General features: G+C 45.8%; 5 protein-coding genes and 1 pseudogene. 2 read left to right on the top strand and 4 right to left on the bottom strand.

From position 1 onward, the window contains the following. Window positions 1–91 precede the first annotated feature (91 nt). From N4310_RS07830 to N4310_RS07815, 4 genes and pseudogenes are all read right to left on the bottom strand, one after another. A pseudogene (locus N4310_RS07830) lies at window positions 92–799 on the bottom strand (SP_1767 family glycosyltransferase); the annotation flags it as partial. 52 nt (window positions 800–851) lie between these two features. Beyond that, complete coding sequence (locus tag N4310_RS07825) at window positions 852–1,844, bottom strand: sugar transferase (RefSeq protein ID WP_262092733.1); 993 nt, start codon at window positions 1,842–1,844, stop codon at window positions 852–854. Window positions 1,845–1,852: 8 nt separating this feature from the next. Further along, window positions 1,853–2,209, bottom strand: coding sequence for a thioredoxin family protein (locus tag N4310_RS07820; RefSeq protein ID WP_262092732.1), 357 nt, complete (start codon window positions 2,207–2,209; stop codon window positions 1,853–1,855). Window positions 2,210–2,226: 17 nt separating this feature from the next. Further along, window positions 2,227–2,856, bottom strand: a complete 630-nt coding sequence (locus N4310_RS07815) for an IS1096 element passenger TnpR family protein (RefSeq protein ID WP_179923457.1) — start codon at window positions 2,854–2,856, stop codon at window positions 2,227–2,229. 312 nt (window positions 2,857–3,168) lie between these two features. On the opposite strand from N4310_RS07815, the gene N4310_RS07810 reads away from it, so the two are divergent. Then, window positions 3,169–3,276 carry a putative holin-like toxin gene (locus tag N4310_RS07810; protein ID WP_160333300.1) on the top strand — a complete coding sequence of 36 codons (108 nt, stop codon included), beginning with the start codon at window positions 3,169–3,171 and terminating at the stop codon, window positions 3,274–3,276. 317 nt (window positions 3,277–3,593) lie between these two features. Beyond that, on the top strand, window positions 3,594–3,701 hold the full coding sequence (locus tag N4310_RS07805) for a putative holin-like toxin (RefSeq protein WP_160333300.1): 108 nt from the start codon (window positions 3,594–3,596) through the stop codon (window positions 3,699–3,701). Window positions 3,702–3,989: the final 288 nt, after the last annotated feature.

Below are 3,989 nucleotides of genomic sequence, written 5' to 3'. Positions count from 1 at the left end.
TTGCATTGGTCTGATCTAAAATCTATTGTCCATAGAGAATGGCTTTTTTCAGATTTTGAATTTCAATGAGTATTAGTTTTTAGAGGTGCCCATAATTAAACTCCGCCGTATGCTTATGCTCCAACTTAACCTTGTGGATCGCCCCCATTTGGAACCATTCGTACTCCGAATCAATATGCCCCAGATCCAGCGCCTGATAACCTGCTGCATGCAAATCCCGCACCAGCACCTTGGCCGTCGGACCCAACATGACCAAAATCAACCGATCTTCCGCCCTAGAGCGAACAGCTTCTAGAATTGCATCATAATGGGCAAAAGCGTTCCGCGAAGGACAGATAATCCGCTCCAAGGAGCCTACTCCAGCAAAAAGGTCATTGCCAACGCCCGAGCGGGACGTTTCCCCCTCCACGAGTAAGACATCTCGCCCTTGCCACAGAGCCTTCAAGGCCTGAAAAGAAGCCGCCGCTTGCCCTTTGTCCAGCAAATCAATATAAGGCCTAGAAATAAAGGTTGAACCATACCAAGGTGATTGGCAGTGCTATTGGTAGAAGGTCTGGTAACGCGCAAAATGCTGCTGCCAAAAATGCACCGCATTGGAATTGTAACGCTCCAACTGTTGGAAGACATCCGGAAGACAGACCAGAAAATCCGCCCGACTGGGGGTTGTCAAAATCTCCAAGAGAGCCTGGGCCAAGTCGGGGTCATAGTCCTGGTAGGGAATACTAGAACCCGTCATCAGCTCCACTTCACCATCGCCAAACCGGGCCACAGACGCCCCCTGCTCCTGAATATAGGCCAAACTCTCCAGAATCGGCCGTACTTGAATCAATCCTAAATCACTCATAAACTCCTCACTGACATAGGGCTTGAAAAACTGCTTCCGTTAGCAGCCGCCGGCTAAAATAGCCCTGACGCAACAAGGGGTTAAAGGCCCGCACCCGCTCCACCAAGACTTGGTAATCCGCTTCCGCCAAGGCTTCAATCCGCTCAACCGCTTCCGCCAAGGAATCCACCACAAAGCCTAGACCATTGGACTCAATCAATTCCTGATTGGCAATCCCCCGCTGGACAATGACCGGAATTCCCGCCGCTAAGAAGGTTCCTAGTTTATAGGGACAATACAGACTCTGGTAGTCCTTATCCCGATCGTCCATCCAGACCAGGCCAAAACCACCTCTAGCTAAGTCCAACAATAATTCCGGATCCGACTTATAGCCCATGGCCCGCACCTGATCCGGCAACTCCAACTGGTGCCAAGTGTAGAGCTGCAAGGGCACCGAATAATCCCACTCCTTAACAAAGGCAAACCGCTCCGGCGAACCCGGAAAATGAATCACCTTCTGAAAGCTGGCTTCTGCCTGGGGCAGCTCTGTCGGATGGTCCCACATTCCCTGCACCAGGGTTTTCGCAACCGTCAAGCCATGCTTGCGCAACACGTCTAGCATCTGTTGACTCGGCGCCACCACTACATCCGCCTGGTTAAAGTAAGCAATGGTCCGCTCCATCAGATAATAATTTCCCGCAAACATCAGTGGCACCACATCGTGGATAAAGAGCACAATCTTAATCCGATAGGCTCGTAGTTTTTTCATCAAGCGCTCATCAAAGGCCGTGGTGTTCCACGTCGGCGTCTGAAAAATCACCACATCCCCGTGCCGCAGCCCCGCTACAATCCCATCCAACCGTTTGGATAACTCGGACTCACTATCCCCCCGCATATCAAAGGCATAGATCCCCAACTCCCGGTAACCCAAGTCCGTTGCGATGTCGGTTACCATATTCTGGGCCAGCTGAGCCGTACTTTGCGCCGCTTGTCCATTCAAATTTGTAATATATACTCTCATTTTAGCTTTTACAAAGACGACCCCTCTTGAATAAAGGTCCGAATCGCTTCTGGTGACAAGGACGAATCACAGACCACCCGCACCTGGCCACCCTCAGCCACCAACAGCCCCGGCACCGTCAGGATCTGGTAACGGGCCCGAAAAGCCTGCAGATCTTCCCAGTCCGCAAAATTCTCACTATCCAAAAAACCTACCTCCAGTCCTTGTTCCGCTTGTACCTGCGCCAACTTGGGCGCAAATAAACGTGAATAAAAACAACTGGCCCGCCCAACAAAGAGAATGAGCTTCTCTCCTGATTGAATCACGTCACGAACTTCCTGGGTCACCAACGGTTTAAATTGTGAAACTGCTTGATAAAAATCCATCTCTATCCCTCTTTCTTTTAATACTGAGCTGGAGCTTCTCCGACGCTCTCACATAAAAAGATATCTCGGCTCATCCATAAACAGTCTCTTATCACTTGACAGTCAAAGTGCCATTCTTCCCCAAAGTCAAAGACAAACAAAAATCGCTGACCACTGCTTAGCTTGTCTAAAGTAACTTCTTCAGAATTACCGAGACTCCTTTCTTCTTCTAAATAGCCTGGATAATAGACCTGGTCACTCCAAGGAACTCCATCCATAAAGAAAGCATGGGCGTGGTCATTATCAAAATCAAAAGCCCATAAAATCGCATCTGCAAGTTCCGCAAAACTCTGCATCTTAGGAATCTGAATCTCCCTATAGATTCCCTTTTCCACTGTGATTCTAATAATCCACTGATTGGAAACCCGCTCTGCCTCCGGTAATGCTAAATGATCCAGAACCATCTCGATTGTATCAACAGTCTTTGGACCAATACCGCGAACAGCTAGTAAATCTTTTCGCGAAGCCTTTCGCAAATCTTCCTCCGTCACAAAATCCGCCAAAATTAAAAGACGAGCCTTGTCTATCGGTAAATATTTGTAAATATGCTCAGCTGAACGACCAGCAGCTAAAGCTAGCTTTTCTTCCATTTCTTTAAAATCAACCACACACTTCTCCTTCTATCTCTCTATAAGTGAGAACACAAATACTTTCAATCATTATATCACATATTTACCTATATATTTTAAGGAGCTTTTCAAAACCTGGCCTTGTCAAACCTTCCTGATGAGATCAAGAAGAACACATACCTAGAAATCTTCATTGTAGATTGTACCGACTGTTTATGATGGACAAGGAGCCGTTGAACTTTGTATAATAAAAGCAAGTAGAAAAGTAGAGACGGTGGCTTCTGAAACCGAAAGTGAGGTGATGCCTATGGGTATCTCATCAAAATCTGACGGAAAGGAGGAGCCTTTCTTTTGACAGCATTTGAGATCGTTCACACAATCCTTGGCTTTGGTACCTTTACCATCGCTTTGATCGGTTTGTGTTACACAATCTTCAAACATGACGACAAAAAGAAATAACCCGTCCCCACTTTGACCGAGTAGGACGAGTTATTCGTAACTATGAAGTCACCGTCTTAAACGGTTCTACCAAGGGTAGTTGTTGACGCAACTACCCTTTTTCATTTCCATTATACCTATTATTGGCTAAGAATACAAGTTTGACTTACGGCTATCCGTAAAAAATCCTAGTCCCTTGTTTATGATGGACAAGGAGCCGTTGAGCTTTGTATAATAAAAGCAAGTAGAAAAGTAGAGACGGTGGCTTCTGAAACCGAAAGTGAGGTGATGCCTATGGGCAACTCATCAAAATCTGACGGAAAGGAGGAGCCTTTCTTTTGACAGCATTTGAGATTGTTCACACAATCCTTGGCTTTGGTACCTTTACCATCGCTTTGATCGGTTTGTGTTACACAATCTTCAAACATGATGACAAAAAGAAATAACCCGTCCCCGCTTTGACCAAGTAGGACGAGTTATTCGTGACTATGAAGTCACCGTCTTAAACGGTTCTACTAAGGATAGTTGTTAGCGCAACTATCCTTTTTCATTTTAATTATACCTATTATTGGCTAAGAATACAAGTTTGACTTACGGCTATCCGTAAAAAATCCTAGTCCCTTGTTTATAATGGACAAGAAGCTACTGGACTTTGTATAATATAGTCGTTTAGCTTATAAACCGTATATGATATACTTGTCTTATGGCATACGGAATTGATTTTAGAAAACGTG

Origin of the sequence: Streptococcus danieliae (assembly GCF_025447695.1) — a bacterium.
Taxonomy (GTDB): Bacteria; Bacillota; Bacilli; order Lactobacillales; family Streptococcaceae; genus Streptococcus; species Streptococcus danieliae.
The sequence above is the reverse complement of the archived record's forward strand: the minus strand, read 5'-3'. Positions and strand labels throughout refer to the sequence as shown.